At 68.8% G+C, this 22,029-nt stretch carries 22 protein-coding genes and 1 pseudogene; 11 read left to right on the top strand and 12 right to left on the bottom strand.

Annotation, left to right across the window (positions count from 1 at the left end; all coding sequences use genetic code 11):
* Nucleotides 1–12: 12 nt before the first annotated feature.
* Entirely contained in the window at nt 13–969 is a 957-nt protein-coding gene (locus AB4030_RS07520) for a carbohydrate ABC transporter permease (RefSeq protein WP_442278583.1), read from the bottom strand.
* Nucleotides 966–2,246, bottom strand: a complete 1,281-nt coding sequence (locus AB4030_RS07515) for an extracellular solute-binding protein (RefSeq protein WP_442278582.1) — start codon at nt 2,244–2,246, stop codon at nt 966–968. The genes AB4030_RS07520 and AB4030_RS07515 overlap by 4 nt, the downstream gene beginning before the upstream one ends.
* Before the next feature lie 225 nt (nt 2,247–2,471).
* On the opposite strand from AB4030_RS07515, the gene AB4030_RS07510 reads away from it, so the two are divergent.
* The 4 genes from AB4030_RS07510 (at nt 2,472) to AB4030_RS07495 (ending at nt 7,567) form a co-directional block, all read left to right on the top strand.
* Nucleotides 2,472–3,587, top strand: coding sequence for an ROK family protein (locus AB4030_RS07510; RefSeq protein ID WP_442278581.1), 1,116 nt, complete (start codon nt 2,472–2,474; stop codon nt 3,585–3,587).
* Nucleotides 3,588–3,828: 241 nt separating this feature from the next.
* A complete protein-coding gene (locus AB4030_RS07505) occupies nt 3,829–5,676 on the top strand; it encodes a SulP family inorganic anion transporter (protein ID WP_442278580.1) in 1,848 nt (615 codons plus the stop codon).
* Between the two features lie 456 nt (nt 5,677–6,132).
* Nucleotides 6,133–6,735: a DUF1326 domain-containing protein gene (locus tag AB4030_RS07500; protein ID WP_442278579.1), complete on the top strand. Its 603-nt coding sequence runs from the start codon at nt 6,133–6,135 to the stop codon at nt 6,733–6,735.
* A 4-nt stretch (nt 6,736–6,739) separates the two neighbouring features.
* Nucleotides 6,740–7,567, top strand: coding sequence for a DUF2182 domain-containing protein (locus tag AB4030_RS07495; RefSeq protein WP_442278578.1), 828 nt, complete (start codon nt 6,740–6,742; stop codon nt 7,565–7,567).
* 513 nt (nt 7,568–8,080) lie between these two features.
* On the opposite strand, the gene AB4030_RS07490 is transcribed toward AB4030_RS07495, so the two are convergent.
* Nucleotides 8,081–8,335: a Smr/MutS family protein gene (locus AB4030_RS07490; protein ID WP_442278577.1), complete on the bottom strand. Its 255-nt coding sequence runs from the start codon at nt 8,333–8,335 to the stop codon at nt 8,081–8,083.
* A gap of 188 nt (nt 8,336–8,523) precedes the next feature.
* On the opposite strand from AB4030_RS07490, the gene AB4030_RS07485 reads away from it, so the two are divergent.
* Nucleotides 8,524–9,237 (top strand): alpha/beta fold hydrolase, encoded by a 714-nt coding sequence (locus AB4030_RS07485; RefSeq protein WP_442278576.1) that lies wholly within the window; start codon nt 8,524–8,526, stop codon nt 9,235–9,237.
* 74 nt (nt 9,238–9,311) lie between these two features.
* Nucleotides 9,312–9,725, top strand: a pseudogene (locus tag AB4030_RS07480) (nitroreductase family deazaflavin-dependent oxidoreductase); the annotation flags it as partial.
* 42 nt (nt 9,726–9,767) lie between these two features.
* On the opposite strand, the gene AB4030_RS07475 reads toward AB4030_RS07480, so the two are convergent.
* Together AB4030_RS07475 and AB4030_RS07470 are read right to left on the bottom strand one after the other, a co-directional pair.
* Nucleotides 9,768–10,490 carry a DUF72 domain-containing protein gene (locus AB4030_RS07475; protein ID WP_442278575.1) on the bottom strand — a complete coding sequence of 241 codons (723 nt, stop codon included), beginning with the start codon at nt 10,488–10,490 and terminating at the stop codon, nt 9,768–9,770.
* A 58-nt stretch (nt 10,491–10,548) separates the two neighbouring features.
* Nucleotides 10,549–11,448, bottom strand: coding sequence for an NAD-dependent epimerase/dehydratase family protein (locus tag AB4030_RS07470; protein ID WP_442278574.1), 900 nt, complete (start codon nt 11,446–11,448; stop codon nt 10,549–10,551).
* 109 nt (nt 11,449–11,557) lie between these two features.
* Between AB4030_RS07470 and AB4030_RS07465 the strand changes: the two genes are divergently transcribed.
* A complete protein-coding gene (locus tag AB4030_RS07465; RefSeq protein ID WP_442278573.1) occupies nt 11,558–12,121 on the top strand; it encodes a GNAT family N-acetyltransferase in 564 nt (187 codons plus the stop codon).
* A gap of 33 nt (nt 12,122–12,154) precedes the next feature.
* On the opposite strand, the gene AB4030_RS07460 is transcribed toward AB4030_RS07465, so the two are convergent.
* The 4 genes from AB4030_RS07460 to AB4030_RS07445 all read right to left on the bottom strand — a co-directional run bounded on the left by AB4030_RS07460 (nt 12,155) and on the right by AB4030_RS07445 (nt 14,663).
* Nucleotides 12,155–13,081: an NAD-dependent epimerase/dehydratase family protein gene (locus tag AB4030_RS07460; protein ID WP_442278572.1), complete on the bottom strand. Its 927-nt coding sequence runs from the start codon at nt 13,079–13,081 to the stop codon at nt 12,155–12,157.
* 104 nt (nt 13,082–13,185) lie between these two features.
* On the bottom strand, nt 13,186–13,548 hold the full coding sequence (locus AB4030_RS07455) for a YciI family protein (protein ID WP_442278571.1): 363 nt from the start codon (nt 13,546–13,548) through the stop codon (nt 13,186–13,188).
* Between the two features lie 103 nt (nt 13,549–13,651).
* On the bottom strand, nt 13,652–14,023 hold the full coding sequence (locus AB4030_RS07450; RefSeq protein WP_442278570.1) for a DUF898 family protein: 372 nt from the start codon (nt 14,021–14,023) through the stop codon (nt 13,652–13,654).
* 169 nt (nt 14,024–14,192) lie between these two features.
* Nucleotides 14,193–14,663 (bottom strand): GNAT family N-acetyltransferase, encoded by a 471-nt coding sequence (locus tag AB4030_RS07445; RefSeq protein WP_442278569.1) that lies wholly within the window; start codon nt 14,661–14,663, stop codon nt 14,193–14,195.
* A 153-nt stretch (nt 14,664–14,816) separates the two neighbouring features.
* Here AB4030_RS07445 and AB4030_RS07440 point away from each other — a divergent pair, with 153 nt between their 5' ends.
* Nucleotides 14,817–15,233 (top strand): VOC family protein, encoded by a 417-nt coding sequence (locus tag AB4030_RS07440; protein ID WP_442278568.1) that lies wholly within the window; start codon nt 14,817–14,819, stop codon nt 15,231–15,233.
* Nucleotides 15,234–15,599: 366 nt separating this feature from the next.
* On the opposite strand, the gene AB4030_RS07435 is transcribed toward AB4030_RS07440, so the two are convergent.
* Together AB4030_RS07435 and AB4030_RS07430 are read right to left on the bottom strand one after the other, a co-directional pair.
* Nucleotides 15,600–17,432: a GMC family oxidoreductase gene (locus AB4030_RS07435; protein ID WP_442278567.1), complete on the bottom strand. Its 1,833-nt coding sequence runs from the start codon at nt 17,430–17,432 to the stop codon at nt 15,600–15,602.
* Between the two features lie 186 nt (nt 17,433–17,618).
* The gene (locus tag AB4030_RS07430) at nt 17,619–18,212 is read right to left on the bottom strand and encodes a GNAT family N-acetyltransferase (protein ID WP_442278566.1); all 594 of its coding nucleotides are present in this window, start codon (nt 18,210–18,212) and stop codon (nt 17,619–17,621) included.
* Nucleotides 18,213–18,671: 459 nt separating this feature from the next.
* On the opposite strand from AB4030_RS07430, the gene AB4030_RS07425 reads away from it, so the two are divergent.
* The gene (locus tag AB4030_RS07425) at nt 18,672–19,070 is read left to right on the top strand and encodes a hypothetical protein (protein WP_442278565.1); all 399 of its coding nucleotides are present in this window, start codon (nt 18,672–18,674) and stop codon (nt 19,068–19,070) included.
* A gap of 155 nt (nt 19,071–19,225) precedes the next feature.
* Here AB4030_RS07425 and AB4030_RS07420 read toward each other — a convergent pair whose 3' ends face one another.
* Nucleotides 19,226–19,897: an MBL fold metallo-hydrolase gene (locus AB4030_RS07420; RefSeq protein ID WP_442278564.1), complete on the bottom strand. Its 672-nt coding sequence runs from the start codon at nt 19,895–19,897 to the stop codon at nt 19,226–19,228.
* A 94-nt stretch (nt 19,898–19,991) separates the two neighbouring features.
* Here AB4030_RS07420 and AB4030_RS07415 point away from each other — a divergent pair, with 94 nt between their 5' ends.
* Both AB4030_RS07415 and AB4030_RS07410 read left to right on the top strand, forming a co-directional pair.
* Entirely contained in the window at nt 19,992–20,606 is a 615-nt protein-coding gene (locus AB4030_RS07415) for a YdeI/OmpD-associated family protein (RefSeq protein WP_442278563.1), read from the top strand.
* Nucleotides 20,607–20,685: 79 nt separating this feature from the next.
* Complete coding sequence (locus tag AB4030_RS07410) at nt 20,686–22,023, top strand: threonine/serine ThrE exporter family protein (RefSeq protein ID WP_442278562.1); 1,338 nt, start codon at nt 20,686–20,688, stop codon at nt 22,021–22,023.
* Nucleotides 22,024–22,029 lie beyond the last annotated feature (6 nt).

The following is a 22,029-nucleotide window of genomic DNA, read 5'->3' as shown; positions in this document are numbered from 1 at the left end:
CGGCATACCCGCTCATTGACCGACCTCCTGGTCGAAGCGGAACAGTCGCATCTGGACGAACGACAGGGCGAAGATGCACAGCGCAAGGAGGTAGGCGATGGCGGAGCCGTAGCCGAAGTCGAGGAACGTGAAGGCCTGTTTGTACATGTAGGTGAGCACGACCTCGGTGTCGCTGGCGGGGCCCCCGCCGGTCATGATGAAGACGGAGATGAACACGTTGAAACCGCCGATGACGAGCATGACCGTCACGAAGGCGACCACGGGACGCAGCAGCGGCAGCGTCACCGAGAAGAACTGCCGCGCCGGACCGGCGCCGTCGACGGCGGCCGAGTCGAGCAGCTCCTTGGGGACCGCCTGGAGCGCGGCGAGGAAGATCAGCATCGACCACCCGACGCCCTTCCAGATGCCGAGGAGGGCAAGGGTGATCATCGCCGGCCAGCGTGACCCCAGCCAGTCGACCGGGGCTCCGATGACGTGGAGCCAGTCGTGGAGCACGTGGTTGACCAGGCCTGCGTCGGAACCGAAGAGGTACTCGAAGACCAACGACACGACGACCCAGCTCGTGATCACCGGGAGGTAGTAGAGCGCCCGGAACACGACCCGGCCACGGATCGCCCCGTTGAGCAGCAGCGCCAGCAGCATGCCGATCACCATCTGCGCGGGGACGGTCGCGACGAGGTAGAACACCGTGTTCACTGCTGCCTTGCGCAGGATTGGGTCCTTGAGCGCCCGGGTGTACTGGTCGAGGCCGACGAACGGGCTGATCGCGCCCGGCATGACCTTCCAGTCGTAGAAGCTGATCTTCAGGGCAAGGAAGACCGGGTAGGCGATCAGGGCCAGGAAGAGGACCAGCCCCGGGGCGAGGAACGCGTATGCCGTGCCAGTGCGCTTGCCGTGCGGCTGGGTGCTGCGGGCGGCGCGCAGGTGGGGGCCGCGCGCCTCCCGCAGCCGGTTGGAAAGGGCCGTCATCCGTTCGCCAGGAGCGGGTCCATCTGGCTCGCCGCGGCGTCGAGTGCCTGCTGAACCGTCTCCTGACCCTTGAACGCCTTCTGGACCTCGTCGGAGATGATCGTCTCGATCTTCGGGTACTCCGGGTTGGGCAGCCGCGGCTTGGCCGTCTGCAGCTGCGCGACGAAGGGTGCGTAGTACGGCTGGATGGCGGTCAACTTGCTGCCGAGATCCTTCAGGACCGGCATCTGTCCGACCTTGGCCATGGCGATCTGGGCGTCGTCGCTCAGCATGTAGCGGGCGAACTCCGAGGCCTCGGGCATGTCGGGGCAGCTGCTCGTCATGACGAGGTCCTCACCGCCGACGACCGAGATCGAGCCTCCGCCCCCGTCGGGGACCGGGGCGGTCTTGAGGGCGAACGTCGGGTTCTGCTTCTGGAAGATCGGGTACATCCACGGGCCGTCGAGGATCGATGCGTACTTGCCGTTGGGCAGTCCGACCGCGGTGTCCAGTCCGCCCTTGCCGCCCATGACGATGTTGGGCAGCTGGCCCTGCTTGTACAGATCGACGAGCAGTTGCACCCCGGCCACCGACTTGGCCGAGTTGAGGTAGCCGGTCGCCTTGGTCTGGGCGGGATCGGTGACGTCGCCGCCGGCCGACCAGATCCAGGGGAAGAGGTTCCAGCCACTCGTGCCGTTGTCGGCGAACGCGACGTCGCCGGTGCCCTTGAGCTTGGCCGCGAGCGCGCGCACGTCGTCGAAGGTCTTCGGCGGGCTGGTCATGCCCGCCTTGGTCAGCGTCGCCTGGTTGTACATGAGCACGCGCGTGTTCGTGTCCAGTGGCAGGCCGAAGTGCTCCCCCTTGTAGAGGTTCGTCGCCAGAGCGCCAGGGTAGGTCCGGCCGGCGATCGTCCCGAACTCGGGCAGCTGCTTGTCCATGTCGACGATCGCGCCGAGCTTGGCCAGCTCAGGCACCCAGATGATGTCGCTGCGCACGAGGCACGGCAGGTTGCCGCCGGCCGCGGAGGTGAGCAGCTTCTGGTGCAGCTGGTCGTAGGGGAACGCCACGTCCTTGACGGTGATGTTGGGGTGGGCCTTGGTGAAGGCCGGGATGACGACCGTCTCGAGCTGGTGCACCTCGGGGCTGTCCGCGCTGTACGCGTGCCAGTAGGTGAGGGTGACCTTCTTGTTGGCGTCCGTCGTCGAGGCCGACGACCCACCGGAGCAAGCCGTCAGGGCCAGAGCCGTGGCCGTGGTCCCGACCACGGCGAGCAGTGCTGTGCGGGAACTGGTCCGCATCTTCGTCCTCCAGGGGTAACGCGTCGTTGCGTCTGGTGACGACGGGCATGTCGTCGGGTATATTTTCAACATGGAACTTAGTCAGCGTCAAGACCGGGACCTTTCACCGGCCCGTCGGATGCTTTAGCATTCATCTGAAATGAAGTCTGGGCGTTTGCCGAGGAGGGAGGTACGACAATAGCCACGACGTTCGACGGCGGCCGGGGGCTCGACGAGCTCGACGGATTGACCCGCGACCTGGTCCTCGCCGTCCTCATCCACGGCCCGATCACCCGCTCGGAGCTGGCCGACCGACTCGGCGTGTCCGCCCCCACGCTCACCCGGCTGACTGCCCCGCTCGTAGACGGTGGCCTGCTCGAATCCGCCGACGAACCCGTCGCCGGTCGGCTGGGCCGCCCAGCTCGCCCCCTCGACATCGTGACCGGCAACCATGAGTTCGTCGGAATCAAGCTCTCGGGCGACTCGATTCACGCCGTGCGCACCGACCTGCGGGCCCGGGTGCTGGAGTCGGTCGACGCGCGGCTGGAGGACCACGACCCGACTGCCGTCGTCGACGCCGTCGAGCGGCTCGTCGTGTCGCTGGCCGAGCCGAGCGCCGTGACGGCCATCGGCATCAGCCTCGGTGGGAGCACCCCCGACCACCGCGAGGTCTCGCGGGCCCCTTTCCTCGGCTGGACCGGCGTTCCTCTTGCAGCCCTGGTGACCGAGCGCCTGGGACGACCCACCGCCATCGAGAACGACCTTCTCGCCATGACGCTCGCCGAACAGTGGTTCGGCGACGGCCGCGACATCGACAACTTCGCCGTGCTCACCATCGGCGCAGGCGTTGGCTACGGCCTGGTGACCCACCGACGTCTGGTGACAAGCCCCGACGCCGGGGTGGGTCTCGTCGGTCATTTCCCGGTGGCGCCCGAAGGCCCCTGGTGCGCTGACGGCCACCGCGGCTGCGCAGACACGATGCTCAGCATCAGCGGGGTGCGCTCCCAGGCCGCCGTGGCGTTGAGGCGCGATCTCTCCTACGACGACGTTCTAGACCTCGCCGAAGAGGGCGACCCGGCCATGTCCGCGATCGTCCGGGAGTCGTCACTCGCGCTCGGACGGCTCGTCGCGGCCGTCGCCAACCTCACCATGAGCCAGAGGATCTTCGTGTCCGGTGAAGGCATCCGCCTTGCCCAGATCGGTGAGCAGCATGTCCGCGCGGGAATCGCACGCGACCGCGACCCCAACGCCTCGGCGGTCGACCTCGTTCTGCAGCCATACGAGTCCGACCTCTGGGCCCGGGGCGCAGCAGCCGTGGCCATCCAGCACTTCATGCTCAGCAGCGACGCACCAGCTCGCTGACGATCACGCGGAGTCACCGGCGACGCGCCCTTGTCTCGACGATTGCAAGACGATTGCAAGGTGTCGTTCAGCAAGGCTGGGCCGCCAGAGGGTCCGGCCGGGCGGGACAGCGGCTCGACCGCTTCGTTCAGGCTGCCTTGGCGATCCTCACAGTCCTTTCGCCGCGTGGCCCATTGGCTTGGGGCGCCACGGATCTGCTCCGGTAGCGTGGCAGCACACCTGGCAGAACGAGGTGGCACGGGTGAGCGATGACACGATGGCACTCTCGGAGGGCCGCTGGCGCCGGGTTCCGATGGTCCGCTGGCTGCCGCGCTACCAGGCTGCGTGGCTGCGCGGGGACCTGATCGCTGGCGCAGTGGTGGCGGCGCTCGCGATTCCGCAGGCTCTCGGCTACGCGTCGATCGCAGGTGCTCCCGTTGAGGTCGGCCTGTACGCGCTCCCGGTGGCGCTCGTGGCATATGCCGTGTTCGGCTCGTCCCGACAGCTCGTCGTGGGCCCGGTGTCGACCGTGTCCGTGCTGTCCGGGTCCTTCCTGGCCAGCTTCGGGGTCGCCGGCACGGCGCGCGCCGCGTCGTACACGGCCGCCCTCGCTCTCGGCTCAGGGCTGGTGCTCGTCGCCGCGGGCTTCGTCCGGATCGGGTGGATGGCCGAGTTCCTGTCCAAGCCCATCGTCACAGGCTTCGTCCTCGGACTGACCCTGCTTGTCATCCTCAACGAGGTGCCCCACCTGGTCGGGGTGCCGACGCCCGCAGGGAAGGTGATCGAACGGGTCGGCGCCCTGGGCTCGAGTGTCACGCGCGGCGAGACCGACCTCACGACTGTGGCCGTGTCGGCGGTCTCGCTCGTGGTCCTCTTCGGCGGCCACCGTCTGCTTCCAAAGGTCCCGTGGGGTCTCGTGGTCCTGCTCGGCGGCTTGGCGGCGTCGGCGGCGCTGGATCTTCAGGCACTCGGCGTCGAGGTTGTCGGCCCGGTCCCGCGTGGGCTGCCGACGCCCGGCATACCTGTCGTCGACCCCGCCGATCTGGCCGGGCTGCTCACCGCCGGAGCGGCACTCGCGCTCGTGGGCCTGGCGGAGGGCCTGAGCGCGGCCCGCCTCTTCGCGGCCCGAGGGGCCTACCGGATCGACGCCGACCAGGAGTTGCTCGCCTCCGGCGCGGCCAACGTCGCGTGCGGCCTGTTCGGTGGGCTCGGCGTGGCCGGGAGCCTGTCCAAGACGGCTGCAGTCAGTGACGCGCGCGGGCGGACGCAGCTGACTGGGCTGGCTGCGGCGGGGCTGGCCGTGGTCGTCATCGTCGCCATCGCCCCCGCGCTGTCGGTGCTCCCACGGGCGGTATTGAGCGCGATCGTGGTCAACGCGGTATGGAAGCTCATGGACTTCGAGGCCTTGGGTCGATACAGCCGGGTGCGCCGCAACGACATCGTCGCCGCGGTCGTCGCTGCGGTGGGCGTGCTGGCCTTCGGCCCCCTCAATGGCCTGCTGCTCGCCGTCGCCGGATCGGTGATCGGCCTGGTCTTCCGCTCCACCAGGGTCGACGTCGAAGTGATGGGCAAAGTGCCCCATGAGAAGGCGGCCTGGGGCAGCACGCGCAACCACGCTGAGCGCTCGACGTACCCCGGGGTGATCGTGCTTCGGCTCGACGTGCCGCTCTTCTGGGTCACGGCCGCGCCGGCCAACGACAGCATCCTCGCCCTGATCGACTCCACGCCGGGCACGCGCGCCCTGGTCCTCGACCTGGAGGCGACCAACCAGATGGACACGACCAGCGCGGACGCCCTCGCGGACCTCCGGGCTGCCTTGCTGCGACGAGATGTCGACCTCTTTCTCGTCCGAGTCATGTGGCCGGTCCGCAAGGCGCTGCGCCGCTCCGGACTGATCCCCGAACTCGGCGAAGACCACCTATGGCACAGCATCTCCCAGGGTGTGCGAGAGGCGCGCCGAGTGCACGGCCTGCTCGACCCCGCTGCCCTCGAAGGCGCGCCACCCGCCGACGAAGCCTTGGCCGCCGAACCCCTCGATGCCGACGGCGAGGAACACATCGTGGCCCGGGACCCAGGTCCAGTCCCGCCGAACGAACAGGGGTCCTCGTGATCGCGGTGCGCGAGGGAGACGAGCTGCAGCGAGGTGATAGCACGGATCGTCGGGAGGCCAGACGAGTACGACACGGGTGCGGATGACGAGTCACAGACTCTGCCGGGAGAGCAAGTCGCAGCTCCCTGGACACGGCGATTTCCCGACGAGCGGCCCCGGTAGGCATCGTGGCCACTCGACGAAACCGGCCGCACCGCCGCGTGTCGGCAGTGCGTGCAGGTCCGATGGAGCCGGCATCCTCAGCTGACCTAGGAGAGGAGGACGGGGTCAGCAATCGGATCCAGGACACGGGACAGGTCGAGCCTGGCCACGGTTCGGCGCGATGGCCACCCGCACTGAGCGACCGTCGTCCGGAACGTCGGATATCGGACGTCGCTGACGCCGCAGCGGCGTCCCGGCCCGTTGACGGGGTTGATCTGCGGCGGGACACTCAAAGCCTGGGCAAGGGAGGGTCTCATGTCGTGGAACCTGGCGGGAAGTTACGTCGAGACCTGCTCGTGCGAACTCATGTGCCCGTGCAACCTGTCACTCGATCACGGAGCCACCTATGACTTCTGTCGCGTGACTCTCGTCTTCAACATCCACCAGGGTGCCGTCGACAGCACGGACGTCGGTGGCTGCAAGGTTGCGCTGATAGCCGATACGCCGAAGGTGATGACCGACGGCAACTGGCGCGTCGGCGTTTTCGTCGACGACCGCGCGACCGACGCCCAGTTCGACCAGCTCGTTCAGGTCTTCAGCGGGCAGCTGGGTGGGCCCATGGGGGCACTGGCTCCGCTGATCGGTGAGATGTTGGGCGTTGAGCGGGCGCGTATCGATGTTGACGATGACGGGCTGCGCCACAGCGTGCGCATCGGCGAGATCATCGACTTCGAGATCGAGGACATCGTTCCGTTCGGAGTGGAGACCGCCCAGCCGGTGAAGTTCTCGGGGATGTTCCACCCAGCCGGCTCCGATCTGACGATGGCCGAAGCCAAGCGGTCGAGGATCAAGGCCTTCGGCATCGAGTACGAAGGAAAGACCGGACTGTCCAAGTCGGACTTCTCGTGGGCCGCCTGAGGGAATGAGCGACATCGGGTCGCCCACCTCGTCCGCCCAGAGAGGCCTTCGCCCGGCGTTCGCCGCCAGCCGCGCTCATTGGGTGCTCGTCGTAGCCCTCTTCGCCCTTGCTGTAGCGGCCTGGTGGTGGACGGCCGAACAGATGCGCGGAATGGACGAGGGGCCCTGGACCGGCCTCGGCACGTTCGGATGGTTCCTCGGCGTCTGGGTGGTCATGATGGCGGCGATGATGTTCCCATCCATCGCTCCCACGGTCGCGCTGTTCTCGCGGCTGAGCGGGCCGTCGTCACTGAAGCCGTGGGTGTTCACCGGTGGCTATCTCGTGACCTGGGCTGGATTCGGAGTCGTCGCCTTCGTGCTCGGGCTCGCCGCAACCCGTGCAGCGGCGGGCGAGCTGTCATGGGGACAGGCGGGGCGCCCGATAGCTGGGGCAATCCTGATCCTGGCCGCCGTCTACGAGCTGACACCACTCAAGAACGTATGCCTGGGCAAGTGCCGCAGCCCGCTCGGCACCCTTCTGGGGTCGTGGCGCGACGGCTCACTCGGCGCCCTTCGCATGGGGCTGAAGAACGGTGCCTGGTGCGTTGGGTGCTGCTGGGCCCTGATGGCGTCACTGTTCGCGTTGGGTGTCATGAGCCTCATCTGGATGGCCATCGTCGCTGGCTTCATCGCAGTCGAGAAGATCCTGCCGTGGCGCCGAACAGCCGTCTACGGCACGGCGCTCGTCCTCTTTGTGCTCGGCGTGCTCGTCCTCGTCGCCCCGGATGCGCTACCCGGTCTCACCGTCCCAGGACACGACTCCATGTCCGTGACGACCCCGATGGGGCACTGAATGGCAAGAGCTCGACCACCTGCGTCGTAGCGCCGCCTGGCGGGCGGCACGTCACGCCCACGTGCCCTGGCCCGCGCATCGATTGGGCAGAACCTGAGGGTCTGGCCCGCCACGGTGACCTTCCATCCGAGCTCGTCGGCTCGACGACCCCCGGGCGCCTATTTCGGCGTGCGGCGCAGCGCCTGCGCGGGGTGGCGTCGTCGACGGTGACGTCGGCCTGCCCAACTGACTAATTCTCTCGCAGCTGCCGCTGCTGCGACGGTCAGGGTCAGTCCTGTAAGGGCGAGGTCTCCCTTGTTGTGATCCCGCAGACGCATACCCACATCGTGCCCTTTGTCGGGCGCGTTCGCGTGGGACGAATGGAACATGGGATTTCGGCCGCGATCCGCCAGGTCTGATGGTCACGCGAGCTGCGTCCAACCGCCGCAAGCGACCAACCTGACGGCCAGTGAGCCCGGGCACTCCCTCCAGGTGGGCACGGATGAGCTGGCGAGGCCCGCTCGCTTTCGGTGGCTACTTCCACCTGAAGTGGACGAAGATGCGACCGAAGTTGTCGGAGTCCTTTTCGACCCGGTGATAGAGCGCCTTGATGTCCTTGCGATCCAGGAACCGCAGCACCCGCTTCTTGAGCTGTCCGGAGCCCTTCCCCGGGATGATCTCCACCAAGGGCGCCTTCTTCTCGATGGCCTCGTCGATGATGGCCTTGAGGGCTCGCTCGATCTCGTCCCCCCGGTTGTAGATGTCGTGCAGGTCGAGCTTGAGCTTCATGACGGAATCCTCCACCCGACGGGCATCCGCCGACCCGAAGGAGGGCAGCAGCGACCCGGACTTGACCCGCCCGAGGCCCGGAATCCCGAGCGGCAGAAGCGATTCGCGTCCTTACGTCGCGTCCCGGCACCCGGTAGTGGTCATCGTGCGGGACTGCCATGTCTGACTCGCTCTGTACCGTTGCCGGAATGGCGACAGCCCCCTTTCACACTGTCCTGATCCCCGGCCTGCTGTGCTCGGCCCGACTGTACGAGCAGCTGCTGCCGCCTGTGTGGTCCTACGGCAGCGTCACCGTCGCCGACAACCGCCGCGACAGCACGGTGACCGCGATGGCCCAACGGCTGCTCGCCGCAGCGCCCGACCGATTCGCACTCGCAGGTCTCAGCATGGGCGGGTACGTCGCCCTCGAGGTCATGCGCCTCTACCCGGATCGGGTCACGGGGCTGGCGCTGATCAGTACTTCGGCACGTCCAGATTCACCCGAACAGGTGGCGAGCCGACGCGAGCAGGCGCGTGCCGTGTCCGCGGGCCGTTTCGACGAGCTCGTTGATGCCGTCTACCCCGTCCTGGTCGACGCCGGCAACATCACGCGCAAGGACCTGGCCGACTTCTGGAGAACGATGGCGCACGAGATCGGTCCCGACGCCTTCCTGACCCAGCTCGCGGCTGTCATGACCCGTCCGGACTCACGCCCCGACCTCGCGTCGATCCGTTGCCCAACGGCCGTTGTCCATGGCACCGGGGACCAGCTCATCGCACCGGAGAACGCGGTCGAGATCGCCGACTCCGTCCCAGACGCCCAGCTCACCCTCGTCCCGGACGCCGGCCACATGATCGCCCAGGAGCAACCGAGTGCAGTCGCGGCCGCTGTCGGCAAGCTACTCGAAGCAGTGACCCTCTAACGACGCGACGCCTGGCCTTGGCGTGGTCGGGATGCCCGTAGAGTTCTGAGGATCGGGCCAGTCGAGAGGATCGCGCCATGGACCGTGCTCACTCTGCGAGCGAGGCGACCCGAGCCGCCTTGCACCACAGCCAGGTCATCGACCTCACGACGACTGGCCGGCGAACCGGCCAGCCCCGGCGCATCGAGATCTTCTTGCACTACGACGATGACCAGCTGTTCATCACGGGCATGCCCCGGAGCGACCGAACGCGTGACTGGATCTACAACGTCGAAGCCGACCCGCACGTCATCATCCACCTGAAGCAGTCAGTGGTCGCCGATGTCCCTGCGACCGCGCGAGTGGTGACCGACCCCGACGAGCGCAAACCGTACATCGAGGCCGCCGCCAGGCGTTGGCGTCGCACCGACGTACCGGAGATGCTGAAGCACAGTCCGCTCATCGTGCTCACGGTTCACGACCCGGCCGACCATGAACCCGACCTTTGAGAGTCCTTGCCGGGGGAGGGACCGGGCAACACTTCCGCCTGCTCACCCACCTCCACCGGCGAGCAGGGCGAGGAACCGCTCTGCATCGCCCGTGCGGGGCAGGTTGTTGAACATGACGTACGGCCTCGGTCGGCCGTCGACGAGGTCCCGCAGCCGACGCAGCTCGTCGTCGGTGTGGACGTGGCGCGAGCCCGTGGTGCCGTGCAGCCGGTAGTAGGTCTGCTCCGGTGTCACCGTCTCGGTCTGCATGGGGTCCACGACGTGCACCAGGTCCAGCTCGGCGCAGAGTTCCGTGAGCAGCTGCGTGGGCCACTCACCGCGGGGCTCCCAGAGCAGCCGACCGGCCGGTCGCTCCACCTGGGTCAGGAAGTCACGCAGCCGCCGGATGTTCTCCGGCGTCGGGCGAAAGCTCTTCGGGCACTGAAGGAGCACAGCGCTGGCCTGCAGGGTGCGGGCGCACTCGAGAGTCCGCTCCCAACCCGCAAGGGCCTCCGGCGTCGTCCGGAACGATCCCACCTGGCCATGGGCGCTCTCCGGCAGAGGCCGCGTCATGCGCCGGTACGTGGGGCTGTTGGACTCATGCGTGACGATCTGCCACGCCTTCATCGTGAACTCGAAGCCAGCCGGCACCTGGGACCGCCAGCGCGTCAGCACGGCGTCCGTCGGCGGGTCGTAGAACGTGTTCTGCACCTCGACGACGGGGAAGCGCCGCACATACGAGGCCTGCGAGACCGTCCAACCGCACAGCCCTACCCGAACGTCCACGTGCCTACCCCTCCCGGAACCGGGTTCGGCAGCCGCACGAGGCAGTAGACGACCGCCTTCACGAGGCGTGCGGATCCGGCAGGACGTCACGCCACGAGTGCTGCGGCGAGTAGCCCAGCAGATCCCGGGCCTTGTCGATGGAGTAGAACGTCTCGTTGCGCCCCATCGGCCGACGCAGCTCCACCCCGTCGTAGAAGCGCTCGCGCACCTCGTCGGTCGTCGCGGCGACGGACATGTCGGCGTTGGCGACGTTGAAGACCTCGTAGCCCAGCCCGTCCACCTCGAGGCAGCGCTGCACCATCTGGCCGAGGTCGCGGGTGTCGATGTAGGCGAAGACGTTGCGCCGCCGCAACGCCGGGTCGGCCAGGAACGGCGGGAACATCTCGGCGTACTCGTGCGGCTCGATGACGTTGTTGATCCGCAGCCCGTAGAGGTCGGCGCCGGTGCGGGCCTGGAACGAGCGCGCCGTCACCTCGTTGGCCACCTTCGACATCGCGTACGAGTCCTCCGGCACCGTCGGGTGATCCTCGTCGACCGGCACGTAGAGCGGCCGCCGCTCCCCCTGGGCGAAGCAGATGCCGTAGGTCGTCTCCGACGACGCGAAGATCACCTTGCGGATGCCGAGCCGGGTCGCCGCCTCGAGCACGTTGTACGTGCTGAGCACGTTCGTGGCGTACGTCTTGGCCTCCGACGTGAGCAGGATCGCCGGCACCGCCGCGAAGTGCACGACGGCGTCGTATGCCGGCTTGGCCGCAAGCTCCAGCTCGTCGAAGCGCGCCAGTCCCGCGAGGGCGGAGTACGTCTCTCCGATGTCGGTGAGGTCGACCTTGAGGTCGTCGACGCCCGGGTGCCCCAGCGGGACGAGGTCCGCGTTGGTGACCTGGTGACCCTGCTCGGCGAGGAAGGGTGCGACGTGCTTTCCGGCCTTGCCGCTGCCGCCCGTGAAGAAGATGCGCATGAACCCGATCCAATCACCGATGCGCTTTGCGACTCCGGATCGTCCGCCTCCGGCAGCATGCTGGGTGACACCCGCGACGACGCGTCGCGGCCCGGCGAAGGAGGGACCGTTGACGGACTACGAGGTCAGGGCGCTGGCCCCGGACACCTGGGACGCGTACGCCGCGATGATGGAACGGCACAACGGCGTCTTCGGCGGGTGCTGGTGCACATGGTTCCAGACGATGCCCGCCGAGAAGGAGCGCACCTACGACGCCAACTGCGCCCTCAAGAAGCGCCTCGTCCACGAGGACCGAGCCCACGCGGCGCTTGTCTTCGACGGCGACGAGGCCGTCGCGTGGGCGCAGTTCGGGTCGCCCGCCGAGCTGCCCAACATCTACCACCGCAAGCAGTACGACGAAGAGCTCGACCTCCTGCCCGACTACCGGATCACGTGCATCTTCGTCGACAAGCGCTACCGCCGGAAGCACCTGTCGGACCTCGTCCTGCAGGGCGCAGTCGACCTCATCGCGGCGGCGGGTGGCGGCACCGTCGAGGGCTACCCGCACGACAACGCGGGCATGAAGAAGTCGGTCCTCTACGACGGGACTCGGGCTCTCTTCGAGCGAGCCGGCTTCACCTACGTCCGCGCCAAGGGCCAAGGCAACTGCGTCATGCGCCGGACCGTGCCCTGACGTTCGTCTGGGACTGGTGGAGGTTTCGGCACGTCACTGCGACGCCACCCAGGCGTCGATGGCCTCGAGCACGGTGTCGGTGACGCTGTGCTTCGGGACGAAGCCGAGCAGCGCGCGGGCCTTGTCCATCGAGAACATCGGGGACCGCCCGATGTGGTCCATCGTCAGCGCGGCCTGCTCCGGGTCCAGCCTCGTCACGAACTCGGCCCACGGCACGAACTCGAGCCGGGGCTCGTGACCGAAGTGGCGCGCGACGAGCTCGGCGTAGCCGCGAAGGGTCAGTGCCTGCATACACACGCTGTTGAAGCTCTCCCCCGTCGCGGCCTCCGGACGCTCGAGGCAGGCCTGGTGCAGGCCCGCCACGTCCTCGGCGTGCACGTGGTGGATGGTCTCGCCGCCACGGTCGGGGAGCACGCACGAGCCGTCCGCGCGCAGGGACTCGATGACGGCCGGGTCGACGTTGCCGGCCGGTCCGATGGGCATCCACCCGGGACCGCTGATGTGGCCGGGGTGCACGACGCTGGCGCGCACCCGGTCCTGGGCCATGAGGTACTCCTCGATGGCGAGCTTGCCCACGCCGTAGTCCCCGTAGGGGTGCTTGGGCGCGTCCTCCGTCGTCGGGACGAGCGTGCTGGGTCCGTAGGACCAGACGCTGCCGGTGTGGACCAGGTGCTGGCCGTCGAGCGCCTCGACGAGCTGCTCGGCCTGGGCGGTGCTGAAGCACGTGAGGTCCACGACCGCATCGGGTCGCAGGTCGGCGACGAACGTGCCGAACCGGCCGTCGCCCTCCGCCGCTTCCCGGTCGCACGTCACCATCTCGACCTCGACCCACAGCGGGTCCTCCCGATAGGGCTGGCGAGACCCGCGGCTGATGACGACGACCTCGTGGCCGGCATCCACCAGGCCCGGGACGAGATAGGTGCCGATGTGTCCGGTGCCGCCGATGACCACTACGCGCATGCCGGCAACACTAACCAGCACCGATCCCCGGTCGAGTCAGCCGACGTGGCAGGCCGACTCGGCCTGCCACGTCGAAGCGCTGGCGTCGCGCTACAGCCTCAGCCTCAGTCGGCGGGGGCCTCCGGGCCGTTGGAGATCTGGCGCAGCGTCGAGATCACGGTGACCTCAGGCCAGTACTTGGCGTGCAGCTCGGCGAACTTCTCCTGGTCGGCCACGGCCTCCTCGAGCGTGTCGTACTGCAGGATCGACCAGCCTCCGACGACCTCCCGCGCCTCGGCATACGGTCCGTCGTGCCGGCTGACCTCGCCTTGCCGGACCACGAAGTTCACCGCGTCCTCCGTCCCGTACAGACCACCGCCGTCGAGGAACACACCTGCGGCGGCCCGTTCGCCGATGTGGACGTCCATCGCGTCGAACAGCGCCTGCGGTGGGGTGCCGATCCCCTCTTCCATCCTCACGAATCCCATGAAACGCGGCATCTCGATCACTCCTCGGGGTTGCTGGGGTGTTGTCTCACACTCGTACGTCGAACGACGGTCAGAGTCTTCGACATCCACTCCGAACGCGTTCTCACGCCCGCAGGTTCACGTTGACCGTCGGGCCCTGAGGCTGAGCCAGGCGCGTCGTCGGGTCGAAGTCGGTGTGCTCCCACTTCCATCGGACGATGCGCGGGCCCACCCAGAAGAGGTAGATGCCCGCCGTGACGAAGGTGAGGGCCAGCCACTTGATCCAGGTTCCGAAGAGGCCCAGAGCCGTGCCCGTGAAGACGAGTCGCTGTCCGTCGATGTAGGAGTGCTTCGCTCGCCACCGCTCGTTCAACACCAGCGCGAACGGGTAGCAGATACCGGCGGTGAGGACCGTGATGAGGACTCCCAGGATGGCCGTCCCGAGGTAGGTCCCGGCACCCCCGTCAAACCGAAAACGCCCGGAGTTGTACGACACTGACTCTCCCCTGTGGTGTGCATGCTGATCGTGTAGGGCGCCCCTCCGCGACTCGTCTGACGCAGTGCGGATAGCCCAGCGGCCGCGCCGACTCTGCCAGTTCCAGCAACCGGTAGAACCCGAAACGCGCAATTTGCCCAGGCGCCATATGCCGTCCGCGCGTCAGGTGTCAGAGGACGAGCTTCATGCGGGGCGCCGACGTCAGGACGAATCCCGCCCTCGCGTAGATCCGCTGGCCCTCCGGCGTGGCGCTGAGGTCGACACGGTCCGCGTCGATCGACCTGGCCCAGTCGGTCACGTCGTTGACGAGCAAGGTGCCGTAGCCGACGCCCCGGTGCGCGGCGAGAGTAATGACGTTCGCGAGCCGGACCGTGCGCCCTCGAGGGCACTGAGGATTCGGGACACCCACCTCGAGTGTGCCTATTGCCGTCGCCACGATCTCGCCGTCGACCTCGACCAGCGGAAATCTGACGAGGCTGGGCCGCGCGACGAACTGCGTGAACCACTCGCGTGCATGGCCGCGCCAGACGTCGTCGCGCGGAGAGTCGTCCTCGTCGAACAGCAGCGCCCACAATCGCACGAGTTCAGGACCGTCGCCGGGAGAGGCGATGCGCAGGAGACCGCCGGGAGTAGTGGGCACGACGTCATGCTGACACTCAAACGGCCGGCAGCTGCGGAGCATTACATGGTCGCCGCTGCGGTGCCGCAAGGGTTGGCGCGTGCTGGTGTGCGCACGTGCCCAACGATCTACTGTGGCTGGATGCTCACGAACCGGTCTGCGCCGCATGCGCGCGTGACACCCGTTCTGACCGTCGCCGACGTTCGGGCGGCGGTGGCCTGGTACGCCGACGTGTTCGGGTTCGTCGAACACGTCCGCATCGGCGAAGGACACCGCTCGCAGCTCGGGCTGCCGAACGGGGAGCCCGCCGAGCTCGTGGTGGCCGAGGTTCGGCCCGGACGGCGAACGCCTCAAGGAGAGCGGTCGCACCAAGTGATGCTCAAGGTCGCCGACGTCGCGCGCGTGGTCGAGAGGGCGACGGCTCGAGGCGCCGTTATGGTCGACCCGCCGCACGACTGGGAGTACGGCGAGCGACAGGCCACGATCGATGACCCGTTCGGGCACCAGTGGGTCCTCAACCAGACGATCGTCGACGTCGCGCCCGAGCAGTGGGGCGGTCAAACCGTGTCCCCGCGTCGCGGAACCCAGTAACTATCGCGGGCGGCGACGCTTGGGTGAGGACCGACCCCTGTGCCGAATGGACGCCGTCATCACAGCGACACCGCATAGGCAAGGAAGAACGCCGAGCACACTGACTCCAACGCCGATGGCGATTCCGATGTCCCGCAAGGGATTCGAGGCATTGCCAGGAGCCAGCGCGTCGCGAAGATACGACAGGCCCCAGACTGCGCCAACACCCCCGGCGAGCGTCAACGCGACACCCACGGCCATCGCCCACCACGACGACAACGCACGCCCTCTGGCGTCCGACCGATCGCAGGAGGACGACACGTCGACCTCGGGATACCTGTCTGGTGATCGCCCCGCGCTGCAAGAGCTTCTCGAACACGCGAGCCGTCAGCCGACCAGCTCGTGGAGGTGGACGCCGTGGTCCGTCGCGATCAGCTCGGCCGCCTTCTCACCGATCATGATGGCCGCGGCGTTGGTGTTGCCGCTGACGACGTTCGGCATCACGCTCGCGTCCGCCACGCGCAGCGCCTCGATGCCGTGCACCCGCAGCCGCGGGTCGACGACCTCCCCGATCCGGCAGGTCGACGTCGCGTGGTAGACGGTCAGCGCGTAGTGGCGAGCCAGGTCCTCCAGCAGAGCGTCGCTCGGCTCGGAGCCGACCTCGTGGCCGTGGGCCTGTGCCAGGTGCGGCGGGATGACCGGCCCACCCAGACCACCGCCGGGCCAGGCCTTCGCGATCTCCAGGGCCCTGCGCATCACGGCGATCATGACCCTCACGTCGTGCGGGTCGTCGAAGTAGTTGAGGTCGATCCGGGGTGGGACGGCGGGGTCCGCGCTGGCCAGCGTGACCGACCCCTCGGAGTGGGGTTGCACGGGATTGGGCAGCACGACCACCTGGCCGCGGGTCGGGTCGAGGAAGGACTCCGGGTCCTCGAAGAACGCGGACGGCGGGAGTCGGAAGACGGCCTCCCAGATCGGCGGGGTGTAGCCCGTCGCGAGGAAACCGATCTGCGCGTCGTGCGTGTGCTCGTCGCCCAGCCCGGTCGAGAAGAACGCGACGGCGTCGTAGAGGGAGGACGACGCGAGGCCGCGGCCGGTGGTGAACCACTCGCCGATGCGGCGCTCGGCCTCGGCCTTGGCGGCGGCGAGCGGCTCGGGGAGGTCGACGTCGTCGGCGGGGTCGGCCGGGAGCGGACCGGCCGGGGCCCGCAGCGCGTCCGGCCCGAGGGCCATGGCGACGTCGGTCATCGTCTCGCCGATGCCGTCCGCGGCGAACATCAAGGGTGTGTGGAGGTGGTCCTTGAGGTGACGCCCGACGTCGGGGAGGTCCACGACGCAGTCCACCCCGACGGCTGCCAGTTCGTCGCGCGCCCCGACCCCGGAGAGCAGCAGGATGTGCGGCGAGCCGATGGCGCCCGCGCACAGCACCACCTCGGTGCCCGCGGCCACCTCCTCGTGGGTGCCGTGCTCGGTGCGGTAGGCGACCCCGGTGGCCCGGACCACCTCTCCGTCCGCCTCGAGCAGGACCCGCTCGACGAGCGCGCCGGTGACCACGGTCAGGTTCTCCCGGTCCATCGCTGGTTCGAGGTAGGCGTGGAAGGTCGAGCTGCGCCGGCCGTCCTTCGTCGTCGTCTGGAAGAGCGAGGCCACCCCCTCGGGGTCGAGGCGGTCGCGACCGTTGTAGTCGCCCTGCTTCAGACCCGCGGCGCCCGCGGCCTCGACGAACTGCGTCGAGGCGCGGAGGATCGGCTGGCGCACCGACACCCCCACCGGGCCGTTGTGGGCGTGCATCTCGCGGTCCGGGTGCAGCTCGGGGCTGTCCACGAACCCCTCGGCCTTGAGGAAGTAGGGCAGCACCTCGTCATACGACCAGCCCTCCGCGCCCCCAGCGGCCCAGGAGTCGAAGTCGCCGGGGTGTCCCCGGACGTATGCCATGTAGTTCAGGCCGGAGGAGCCGCCGAGCATCTTTCCCCGGGGCACCATCATCTGGCCGCCGACGAGTCCCTTCCCCACCCCACCGGGGTCGCCGTTGAACATCCAGTCGGTCGCGGGGTTGTTCTGCAAGCTCGCGACCGCGGCCGGCACCAGCTCCGCGGGCGGCGGCGGGCCGCCGGCCTCGAGCAGGCACACCCGGACCTCGGGGTCCTCAGTCAGTCGGGCGGCGACCACGGCTCCCGCCGATCCCGCCCCAACGATCACGTAGTCGTACGTCGAGCCCATCGCTACCACCTCGTCGTGGTGCCTCGCCGGACGGCGGGGACGGTGTGGCCACGCAACCACACTCAGGGGGAGCCGACAAGGGAGTCGGTGGCCCCGGCCTCGAACGACACCGAGGGTGCCCAACCGCTGTGGAGAGCGATGGGCCCAGGTCCGACGACTCTGCCCGGGCTGGGACGGAACCGACCGTCAGGACGACGCGCCGAGTCGGTGTCGCACCACCCTCCGGCGCAGGGTGGGCGACGCCTCGACCTCGTAGCCGGCGTCGAGGAAGACCTGGAGCAGCCCGACCGACGCCTCGTCCCAGATCACGGTCTTCCCCGGCGGCGGGGCGGTGGGGTAGCCCTCGAGGACGCGAGCGCCGACCTGCCTGCCGTACTCGACGGTTGCGGCTGCGAGCTCGTACAGCAGTCCTTGGCGACGGAAGCCCTTGCGCACGACGAAGCAGGTGACCGACCAGACGCCATCGAGGTCGGGCTCCATCCGCATCCACGACTTCTGCCGTGCCCAGATCCTCGGGTAGTTCTCCCGCGGCTCGACCGCGACCCAGCCGGCGGGCTCGCCGTCGACGTACCCGACGAGGCCGGATGTAAGACCGCTCGTGCCGCAGCCGGCCTGCTCCCGGAACGCGGCGTCGCGCTTCTCCTGGGTCGTGTCGCGCCAGATCCAGCCCGGGACCTTGAGCGCCTGGCAGCGGCACTTGCGGGCGCCGCCGGCGTCGAACACGGCCTCGACGTCCTCGAGCGTCGCGTCGTTGGCCGGTCGCCAGCTGAACTCGGGCACACCGCGAGACTAGTCGCGGCCGCCGCCAGGAACGACGCAGTGACCATCATTCCGTTTGGTGCAAGGTCGGGCAGAACCGGCACGAACGCCCACCGTGGGAGTGATTCCCCTGCGAGACGATCCGATGAGGAGTAAGCCGGGACGAGGGCTACTCGCCGATTGCCCTAGACCCACCGACGAGGTGGCACCATGACCGCTCGCGCACCTTCTCCGCCGCGGCGCACGCCAAGAGCTCTCTCGTCGGGGTGCACGCCAAGCGCGCTCTCGTCGTCCTGCTGCCAGGCATTGGCAAGGAGAGTGACTGGCAGACGATCTGGTCTCGCGAACCATCCGACTCGCACACACCGGTCCATTTGGTCTGCGCTGATCCATCCGGTCCCGAACGGACAGATCCCACGGCGCGGCGCACCCCTCAGAAAGCCTGTAGGAACCGACTCACAGCCGAAAGGAAAGCCACGCATGGTCAAGCGTCCATACGCCTCAGTCTTCTTCGGAGCCATCGCAGCGGTCGCGGCGGTGGCCATCGCGCCCGTTGCCTCCGCGGACCCCAAGAACACCACGATCCCGCTGACCTGCGACAACGGCCAGTCCGTCGAGGCCGCCTTCAACGGGAACGGCAACTTCACACCAGGGCATGTTGTCGGCAGCACAGCGACGTATGTCATCCAGTCACTGAGGGCCACCGCGACATTCACCCCGACTGGCGGTGAGCCCGTCGTCGTGTCACAAGTGGACACCACCAAACCACATCCGGTCGGAGACCTCGTGACCTGCCACTTCGACTTCGTTCGAGTCACGCCGACCGGGACCTTCCACGGAGTCGGGACCTCGGTCATCTTCATCACGCCGGCGTCCTAGCACCCGGACCAACCGTTGCATCTCAGTTCAGCGACCAGAAGTGCTGTGCTGGACCGAAGGCAACACCACAGAGCTGGTGGCGCTCGCTCACGCTCCCGGGCGGCGTTCCCCACCCCCACGCGAGAAACCGGTCGGTCTCCTCGAGAACCGGCTGCTCATGCGTCGTGATCGCTCGACGGGCGCCACGGCTCGTGCTGGTGCGAGAGCCAGACCTCCTCGGGAGCGAGTGCCCGGACCAGCCGCTGTCCTTCGGTGCGGGGATCGTCGAGCTCGTCGAAGAAGACGGCCGTGTCACCGGCGATGACGACTGAGCTGTCGCCCGTTCCAACGACCACGACCTGCGAGCCCCGGGTGTGACCTGGCGTCGGGACGAGCCGGATGCCCGGCAGCAGCTCGAGCACGCCGTCGACGGGCACGTATCGCACCCCAGGCGCGTCCACCCACTCCCGGATCGTGTAGTCGTCCTGGCTGCGCGCATCGTCCAGCTCCGCCTGCTGGACGTAGACCGGCCTGCCGCTGAAGAGGTGGTTGCCGCCGCAGTGGTCGAAGTGCAGGTGCGTGTTGACGACGATGTCGATCCCGGCCGGGTCGAAGTCGGCCTGCTCGCTCAGTGGAGTGAGCTGAGGGTCCATGTCGTCGACCGCCGGATGCAGCTGCGTCATGCCGGTGTCGACGAGCACCCGCGCGTCGGGATGGTCGATGACGTGCACGTAGACCGGCATCCGCTCGCCGTCCGCGAGCAGCTCGGCGACGAGCACTGGCGTGACGGTCAGCGACGAGACCTTGCCTTCCGGTCCCCCGCCCTTCTCGATTCGTGGATCACCCATGGCGGAGAGTCTGGTGCAGAGTGGCCGGCGGCGCGCGTCTTTGGCTGGCCTGTACCGGGAACGCCGCCTGGGTGCGCGTGCGAAGGTTGGCAGCGTGACTGACGAGCTGCCTGCCTTGACGGTCGCGGACAGCATCGCGTGGCGCGCCTGGCTCAAAGAGCACCACAGCGATGACCGCGGGGTGTGGCTGACCCTGGCGAAGAAGGGCGCTGCCGCACCCACGAGCCTCACCTACGACGAGGCGCTCGAGGAGGCGCTGTGCCACGGGTGGATCGACGGGCAGATCCGCGGCGGCGACAAGGACAGCTACCGACAGCGCTTCACGCCCCGCACTCCGCGCAGCGGGTGGTCGAAGCGCAACGTCGCCATCGCCGAGCGGCTAATGACGGAAGGGCGCATGCAGGCGGCAGGACTCGATGCGGTGGAGCGCGCCAAGGCTGACGGCCGTTGGGACGCCGCGTATGCCGGACCGGCGAGCATCGAGGTACCGACCGATCTCGCCGCAGCCCTGGAGTCCAACCGTGCCGCGCGGACGATGTTCGAGAACCTCAACGGCCGTAATCGCTACGCCGTGCTCTACCGCATCGAGACCGCCAAGCGTGCCGAGACCCGAAGCCGACGCATCGAGCAGTTCGTCGCCATGCTCGCGCGGGGAGAAACCATCTACCCCAACCCTGCGAGGGACCAGGATGGCGACCTCCACGCATAGCTGGACGAAGCCGCAGCGAGCCAGCGCTCGCAGGTGATGCCCCGACGGCCCGGCCTCGCGCTTTGACATGATGACCGGCATGGAGGGACCTGCGGCCGCGCACCAGCCCGACGCAGCCCAGCCGGCCCAGCCGGCCCAGCCAGCCGCAGCCCACACGCAACCCGACCGCGAGACCGAGACCCGCGCCCTGCTCGCCGAGCTCGGCACCGCCATGATCGCGACCGGGCAGCCCGTGCAGGAGATCGAGGAGGAGCTCGCCGAAGTGAGCGCCCGGCTCGGCTACCCCGAGGTCCAGTCGGCCGTCGGTCCCACCGGCCTCATGGTCACCCTCACCGCCGGCGGACCCTCCACCTACCGCTCGGCCCCCGCCGGCCTGCGCCTGCACCAGTCGGCGAGCGTCCGCCTGATCCGCCACCAGCTGCTGCACGACGAGCTGACCATCCCCGCCGCCCGTGACGAGCTCGCAGCGACGGCCACACGTCCCGTCCAGCAGCCCCCGTGGCTCGTCGCCCTCGCGTGGCCCGTGCTCGCCGTCGGCATCGCGCTCATCCTCCAGCCCGGCTGGGCCAACGTCGCCGCCGCCGCGGTCGGCGCCCTCATCGTCCTCGCGCTCGTCCAGCTCGCCGAACGCCACGAGGTGGTCAAGGCCCTGCTGCCGACCCTCGCGGCCTTCGCCGTGTCGCTCGCCGTCTTCGGCGCGGCGAACGCCGGCCTGCTCGACGGCCCGCTCCGCACCGTCCTCCCCCCGCTCGCTGTCCTGCTCCCCGGCGCGCTCGTCGTCAACGGGATGTCGGAGCTCGCCTCCGGGCACATGCAGGCCGGCTCGGCCCGCCTCGCCTACGGCCTGGCTCAGCTCGGCCTCTTCGCCCTCGGCCTCCTGATGGCCACCGCGCTGCTCCGGATCCCCACCGAGACCCTCGTCAACCTCCGCGTCGACGAGATCGGCTGGGCCGGGGCCCCGGTCGGGCTCGTGCTCATCGGCGCGAGCATCTGCCTCATGGAGGGTGTGCCGCTGCGCCTGCAGGGCTGGGTCCTGCTCGTCCTCAGTCTCGCCTTCGGCGCCCAGGTCGCCGGGCAGCAGCTCGGCACGATCGCCCTCGGCGGCTTCGTCGGCGCCATCGCCGCGAGCCTCGGCGCGAGCATCGTCGAGCTGCGCCGCCCCCTGCTGCCCCGCCTCGTGCTCTTCCTCCCCGCGTTCTGGCTGCTCGTGCCCGGAAGCCTCGGCCTCGTCGGCGTCACCGAGCTCGCCGCGGGTCGCGAGTCCGTCACCGACGTCGCCCTCGGCCTGCTCGGCGTGGCCATCGCGATCTCCCTCGGCCTGCTCGTCGGCTCGTCGCTCGGCCGCGCCCTGCGCGGGCGCCTCGCGGCGCCGCTGCCTGAGGCAGCCACGTCAGCACCAGAGGCCGCAGCCGACTAGAGTCGC

It is taken from the genome of Terrabacter sp. 2YAF2 (assembly GCF_052114705.1).
Classification (GTDB): Bacteria; Actinomycetota; Actinomycetes; order Actinomycetales; family Dermatophilaceae; genus Terrabacter.
Note: the sequence above shows the minus strand (reverse complement) of the source record. Positions and strands in the feature narration are given on the sequence as shown.

Coding starts and splice junctions, on each gene's coding strand:
- AB4030_RS07485 (WP_442278576.1), top strand. CDS start 8,524: ATGGCGACAGCCCCCTTTCACACTGTCCTGATCCCCGGCCTGCTGTGC.
- AB4030_RS07495 (WP_442278578.1), top strand. CDS start 6,740: ATGAGCGACATCGGGTCGCCCACCTCGTCCGCCCAGAGAGGCCTTCGC.
- AB4030_RS07410 (WP_442278562.1), top strand. CDS start 20,686: ATGGAGGGACCTGCGGCCGCGCACCAGCCCGACGCAGCCCAGCCGGCC.
- AB4030_RS07490 (WP_442278577.1), bottom strand. CDS start 8,335: ATGAAGCTCAAGCTCGACCTGCACGACATCTACAACCGGGGGGACGAG.
- AB4030_RS07435 (WP_442278567.1), bottom strand. CDS start 17,432: ATGGGCTCGACGTACGACTACGTGATCGTTGGGGCGGGATCGGCGGGA.
- AB4030_RS07455 (WP_442278571.1), bottom strand. CDS start 13,548: ATGGGATTCGTGAGGATGGAAGAGGGGATCGGCACCCCACCGCAGGCG.
- AB4030_RS07515 (WP_442278582.1), bottom strand. CDS start 2,246: ATGCGGACCAGTTCCCGCACAGCACTGCTCGCCGTGGTCGGGACCACG.
- AB4030_RS07460 (WP_442278572.1), bottom strand. CDS start 13,081: ATGCGCGTAGTGGTCATCGGCGGCACCGGACACATCGGCACCTATCTC.
- AB4030_RS07520 (WP_442278583.1), bottom strand. CDS start 969: ATGACGGCCCTTTCCAACCGGCTGCGGGAGGCGCGCGGCCCCCACCTG.
- AB4030_RS07470 (WP_442278574.1), bottom strand. CDS start 11,448: ATGCGCATCTTCTTCACGGGCGGCAGCGGCAAGGCCGGAAAGCACGTC.
- AB4030_RS07500 (WP_442278579.1), top strand. CDS start 6,133: ATGTCGTGGAACCTGGCGGGAAGTTACGTCGAGACCTGCTCGTGCGAA.
- AB4030_RS07420 (WP_442278564.1), bottom strand. CDS start 19,897: ATGGGTGATCCACGAATCGAGAAGGGCGGGGGACCGGAAGGCAAGGTC.
- AB4030_RS07425 (WP_442278565.1), top strand. CDS start 18,672: ATGGTCAAGCGTCCATACGCCTCAGTCTTCTTCGGAGCCATCGCAGCG.